6 protein-coding genes are annotated in these 5799 nt (G+C 45.0%); 2 read left to right on the forward strand and 4 right to left on the reverse strand.

The features are described from left to right. From F6K37_RS30670 to F6K37_RS30685, 4 genes are all read right to left on the reverse strand, one after another. The coding region (locus F6K37_RS30670) for a calcium-binding protein (RefSeq protein WP_287254292.1) at positions 1-585 on the reverse strand (585 nt) is incomplete at its 3' end. Between the two features lie 713 nt (positions 586-1298). Next, positions 1299-2027, reverse strand: a complete 729-nt coding sequence (locus F6K37_RS30675) for a calcium-binding protein (protein ID WP_287254294.1) — start codon at positions 2025-2027, stop codon at positions 1299-1301. 474 nt (positions 2028-2501) lie between these two features. Beyond that, positions 2502-2726, reverse strand: a complete 225-nt coding sequence (locus F6K37_RS30680) for a hypothetical protein (RefSeq protein WP_008181557.1) — start codon at positions 2724-2726, stop codon at positions 2502-2504. A 29-nt stretch (positions 2727-2755) separates the two neighbouring features. Next, complete coding sequence (locus F6K37_RS30685; protein WP_287254297.1) at positions 2756-3415, reverse strand: ester cyclase; 660 nt, start codon at positions 3413-3415, stop codon at positions 2756-2758. A 167-nt stretch (positions 3416-3582) separates the two neighbouring features. Here F6K37_RS30685 and F6K37_RS30690 point away from each other — a divergent pair, with 167 nt between their 5' ends. Together F6K37_RS30690 and F6K37_RS30695 are read left to right on the forward strand one after the other, a co-directional pair. After that, positions 3583-5019 carry a flavin monoamine oxidase family protein gene (locus F6K37_RS30690; RefSeq protein WP_287254298.1) on the forward strand — a complete coding sequence of 479 codons (1437 nt, stop codon included), beginning with the start codon at positions 3583-3585 and terminating at the stop codon, positions 5017-5019. Between the two features lie 150 nt (positions 5020-5169). Next, positions 5170-5799 (forward strand): GH3 family acyl-acid amido synthetase (locus tag F6K37_RS30695; protein ID WP_287254300.1); only part of this gene is annotated, 630 nt, incomplete at its 3' end.

Consider the following 5799-nt stretch of genomic DNA (forward strand, 5'->3'; position numbering starts at 1 on the left):
ACCATCACCGCCGTTAAAGACTACCAGCTGTACATCAGTACCGGACAAGTCATTAACAGTTAAGGTGTCATCACCCCCAAGACCATTGATCTCAAACTGTTCTACATCATTGACATTCAGGTTGAACAGACCCAGATTCAACCGCTCAAAGCGTACCCTGGGGCCAAAGGGGTTGAGGGCAAAGTTATCTCCGGCACCATCTGCGCCATTGACTTCTACCACATCAAAGCCAGCACCCCCTTCCATGATATCGCTGCCATCACCGTTATTCCAAATCAGTCGGTCATTACCATTTCCGCCATTGATATTGTCATCACCGCGATCGCCAATCAGGGTATCATTGCCTTCACCACCATCTAGAAGATCAATACCATCACCACCGCTTAATAAATCATTACCAGCTCTGCCATCAAGTAAATCTTCCCCAGCAGCCCCTGCCAGGATGTCATTGCCATCACCCCCATCAAGAAGGTCATTGCCACCCAAACCTAGTAAGGTATCATTGCCAGCACCCCCGATCAGGTTATCGTCATTGTTGTCTCCTTGTAGAAAGTCATTACCTGGACCGCCGATTAATGTATTCATGAAAGTTGCTCCTGAATTTTTTAGAGATTGTGAGTAGGTATCTATAAGAGCTATCCACCTGGATTTGGGTAATTATGCAAGAAGCCTACTATTTTTTTTTCTCTAGAAGTTAACTTACTATGTACATATGTACTAATTAGACGTCGAAACCGCCTATACGCAAGTATCTCACCGAATTGATAAATTCTATTTTAGAAACAAAAATTACCCCAAGTTATTGACAAAAGTCATAACTTGGGGTAGCGTCTGAATCAGACAAGTGAATCAGACAATTGGGGATTTAGCGTACCCATTCACCCACATCCCCTGTCCCATTTAGGTTCATGTAGGGTGGGCAGTGCACCAGACAGATTCACCAAGCTGGGCTTTGCCCGTTCCTAGGCACTGCCCACCCTAGGATTAATCACTGTCCCATTTAGGTTGATGTAGGGTGGGCAGTGCACCAGAAAGATTCACCAAGCTGGCCATAGCCAAAGTAAGCACTGCCCACCAAACGATTAATCACAATGGTTCGAGTACTCAGGTTGATGTAGGGTGGGCAGTGCACCAGAAAGATTCACCAAGCTGGCCATAGCCAAAGTAAGCACTGCCCACCAAACGATTAATCACAATGGTTCGAGTACTCAGTTTAACGGAGAGGAAGAAAAGGGGGAAACGGGCCAGATCAAGGAGATTTTAACTAGTCAGTTATTTCCGAGACGGTGTACTAGTCGTTATACAAACATCAGATCCCCTTGGTCATAGCCAGGAGAAACTATAGCAATAACATCAAAGCCCGAACCAGAATCGAGAGCGATAAAGTTGGAACCAAAGGTATAGTTGATGCCTTGCTTGAGTTGAATTTTATCCGTACCAGATTGGAAATCTGTAATTAGAGCGTAGTCATTGAGACCCGCAGGTCCTCCCCCCCCGACATAGTAAGGATTATTGCTATTTCCAATCGCAAATGTATCAGCACCAGCTCCTCCGGTTAAGGTATCAATTTCATTAACACCTGGATTGTTACTGCTGGGATTTACACCTACGATGGTATCATTACCTAAGCCCCCAGACAGAGAGTCGTTACCTACACCGCCAGACAGAGAGTCGTTACCTACACCGCCAATCAGGGTATCTTTACCAGCTCCGCCAATCAGGGTATCTTTACCAGCTCCGCCAAGCAGACTATCATCACCAGCTCCGCCAACCAGGCTATCTTCACCAGCCCCGCCAACCAGGCTATCATTGCCAGCATTCCCCCTGAGGGTGTCATCACCAGCTCCGCCCATCAGGGTATCTTTACCAGCTCCGCCAATCAGGGTATCTTTACCAGCTCCGCCAACCAGGCTATCATCACCAGCCCCGCCAACCAGGCTATCATTGCCAGCATTCCCCCTGAGGGTGTCATCACCAGCCCCGCCCATCAAGGTATCGTTACCTGGACCGCCTATTAATACAACCATGAAACTTACTCCTGAATTTTCAGAGAGAGATGGTAAGTAGGTATCTATAAATAGTTACATACCTCTATGTCGAGAATTATACAAGAAGCCTACTATTTTTTTTTCGTAAAAGTTAATTTTATTTACAAAACCTCCTAAGAGAGGGACTTTCAGCCTCCAAAAGAAGTCCTCAAACCTGCTTCAAGACTTCTTTTTTGCCAGTGTACAGCAATCACAGACCTGAATAGATGGGGTAATCAGGTAATGGGGTGATCGGGTGATGGGGGATAATCTACCTAACCTGATTTCCATATAACTGAGATCTTGCACCAGTACAAAAAAACTTAATAACGGAAGTGATAACAATCAATTTCAGCACTGAAATAGTCAAATCTTATCACTGTTCCCAGATCCGCTGTTCCCTGTTCCCTAACTTGACAGGTAAATTTTAAACTTGGTGCAAGATCTGAGTATAAGCGATTAGCCCTAAGCAGGCTAGGCTTCGGGAACCCTTGAGGCAACAATGGGGGATACAGGCTTTGAGCAACTACGGTAGATTAAGGCTTCCAGGGTTACGTCGAACTCAGGTGAGATTTTATCGAATTGAAAGTCTGGGAAAAAGCCCTTGGCCAAAGCCCACGCTACGCCCATAAGCTGAAAGCTGAAAGCTGTTCGCACCTCAAGCAGCGTGGCCACAGGCCAAGGGTGGGCGTAGCGCATTAGCTGAATGCTTACGAATTATTTAAATTTTAAGAGTGGAAGGGACAGCCTGATGTTAATTGCTTGAGAAACAAACTGTTATCGAAGAAATGCTCCAAGGAGACAATCTTCAAGTCTTCAGTAACCCGAGCAATACTGATGCCAAAAACTTCTATAGTTTCTCCTGTGGGTTCATGGCCTTTAAAGGAACCGCTAAACGTCCCCCAATGCCGCCACTTAAAGGTGACATTAGGAGGTGCGGAAAGCACTTCCATCAGTTCCCAGAGAAAGCCATTAGGAAAAGCCTTATGGAAAATTTCTATGGATGATTCAAAGGTTTCTTCTGTGGAGCGATAGTGTTCCGTATCCCCAAGAAATACGTTGTATGTTCCGATATCAGCAACAGTCTGGGCATTGTACTTTGGTCCACCGTTAGTGCTCATCCGAAACTGGTCGGCAACAATAGACAACCACTGTTCAGGATTAGCTTTATAGGAAGCTTCCATTTCGAAGGTTCTGACTAAGTTTTGAGCGATCGCTTCCAAAGACCCCTCTGGATGATTGAATTTACTCCCTTTCTTAAGAAATTGATTAGTTTGGGCATAATCAGGGCGTTTGCCCTCTCGCCATTCAACCCCAGCATCATTGGCGATAACTGTATCTCTTTCCTGCACCCAAAGAGGCAATCCTGTGGACTGAGTATTACTCATTCAAGTCTCTCAATTCAATTGATTAGAATTCCTCAACAATTTTGCTAAATTGTCTTCTTGCTACCATGGCAAGTACATAAAAATTAAACTATGTGATCAGTTTGTAATAGTAAACAATAAAATGAAATATTAAAATAATCAAATAATGCAATAATCACTACAAACTAATGACTACTAGAGGTCTTAATCGCCGTAAATTCCTGGGTCGGATGGCTCAGTCTGCCCTAGCCACCCTCGTGGTAGGACGAGCATCTAAACAGATTGCTGCATCTGCTTCGATTAAGCCCACCTCAGTAGTGGTGATCGGTGCTGGTCTTTCCGGTTTATATAGCGCGTTGCTATTAGAGGCAAAGGGGATTTCGGTAACGGTATTGGAAGCACGCGATCGCGTTGGTGGTCGTATCTATACCTTAGATGACCTACCGGGTAAACCAGAAGCCGGAGGTCAGAGTTTGAGCGAGACATACCAGCGCCTGTTAACTCTAGCCCAGAAGCTGAAAGTACCTGTGGAACCGCTTCAGCAGTTGGACAGGGCACTGCTACTCCATATTAATGGGCAATCTGTATTGACCCCAGACTGGTCTAAATCTATGGCGAATCAGTTAGCAGAAAGCGAGCGTAGTATAGTTCCACCTCGTTTGCTAACCCATTACCTCCACCCCAATAATCCCTTGGAAGATGCTACAGCATGGAGATCCCCGACCCATTTTGACCTAGATATCCCTCTAGATGACTATATGCTTGCCCAAGGGGCATCTCCAGAAGCCCTTCGCCTGATGAACGTTTATCCTTTTTCAATGAACAGCTTGGAAACTGCCTCGGCCTTGTGGGCATTCAAGAATGACCAACAAGTACAGACTCTAAGCAAGACCATGATGCATGTCAAAGGCGGCAACTCTCGCTTGCCTGAACAGATGGCAGCATCTCTGAACTCTGTTGTCCAAACCAAGAAAGTAGTGACAGCTATCCGCAGCCAGGAAACTGGTGTTCAAGTCTACTGCTCCGATGGCTCAACCTTCCAGGCTGACTACGTTGTCTGTACTCTGCCTTTTTCTGTACTGCGCCAGGTAGAGATCGATCCTCCTTTGGAAGGGGCGCAGGCTGAGGCTGTCCAGGAATTACCCTATACAATAGTCACACAGGTTCATGTTTCTGTTACCAATCCGTTCTGGGAAGAAGACGGTTACCCAATCAGGATGTGGACAGACTCTGTGTTAGAGCTGGTCTTTCCACACAAGGATGCTTCTGGAGAAGTCCAAAGCTTAACCTGCTGGGCTAATGGAGCCAGTGCTAAGAAGTTAGATGCTATGTCAGAACAGGAATTAGGACAATTTGTCAAGGCTGAACTGAAGCGAATTCGCCCTGCTACTGAAGGTAATGTCGAGATAGCCCGTGTGGTTTCCTGGGGTAGTGATCCTTATGCTCAGGGAGCTTATGCTCACTTTGCCCCCGGACAAATTCGCGGATTTCAGAACAAGATGGCTAAACCCTGGAATCGAATTCACTTTGCTGGGGAACATACTGCGATCGCATCTCCTGGTATGGAATCAGCGTTGGAATCAGGGGAGCGAGTTGCTGGAGAGATTTTGGTTCGTGTTGCCTGAAGGAGTAAAATCATTTCTGGTGTCGTGTTAGACGCGCTTAGTGGCAAAAGTTAAAACCAAAAGTTAAAACCAAAAGTTAAAACCGAATTTGAGCATTCCTCTACTTGCCGCTAATTCAATCGTTTTGAAAGTAAGCGTTAGGAAAAAATCATGCTAGAGCACCCTCTAAAACTAATCGATATAATTTCTGATCGCTTGTTACTAGTAATATTGAATTATTTCAGTAAAAGCAATCTAAAAAAGTTACAAAATGACACCGCAAACGCTGCCAAAGTTCAAACTAAAGTCCTGATGGATATTTTGAAGCTTCAGAAGGACACTGACTACGGTAAAAGGTACAAATTTTCCGAGATTAAGTCAGTCAAAGACTTCCGAAAAGCACATCCTATTTCTACTTATCAAGACTACCAAGATATTATTAATAATATTGCCAATACCGGCAAGTTTAATCAACTGGTAGCAGAGCCCATTATTCTATTTCAAGAAACATCAGGAACCACCGGTAAAGGCAAATTAATCCCCAGAACCAAACGTCTGTTCTCAGCCTTCCAGAAAGTTATCCAAGCGGTGGTAGGACTTACAGAATCTTACTATCTGAATAAGAACGGTAACACCAACAATTGCCGTGGTCTTACCTTATCCAACGCACAACCACTAAAGCTTACACCCAGTGGGATTCCACGAGGAGCAGGTAGTAGCGGAGGCATCAAACAGTCTAAGTTTATTCAAACTATTATACGTCTCAAATATACTAGCCCTCCTAGCGTCTTTTTAATATCG

Origin of the sequence: Moorena sp. SIO4E2 (assembly GCF_010671945.1) — a bacterium.
GTDB lineage: Bacteria > Cyanobacteriota > Cyanobacteriia > Cyanobacteriales > Coleofasciculaceae > Moorena > Moorena producens.

Bases quoted from the DNA above. Each gene is read 5' to 3' on its own strand.
- F6K37_RS30690 (WP_287254298.1), top strand. From the start codon at position 3,583: ATGACTACTAGAGGTCTTAATCGCCGTAAATTCCTGGGTCGGATGGCT.
- F6K37_RS30675 (WP_287254294.1), bottom strand. From the start codon at position 2,027: ATGGTTGTATTAATAGGCGGTCCAGGTAACGATACCTTGATGGGCGGG.
- F6K37_RS30680 (WP_008181557.1), bottom strand. From the start codon at position 2,726: ATGCGCTACGCCCACCCTTGGCCTGTGGCCACGCTGCTTGAGGTGCGA.
- F6K37_RS30685 (WP_287254297.1), bottom strand. From the start codon at position 3,415: ATGAGTAATACTCAGTCCACAGGATTGCCTCTTTGGGTGCAGGAAAGA.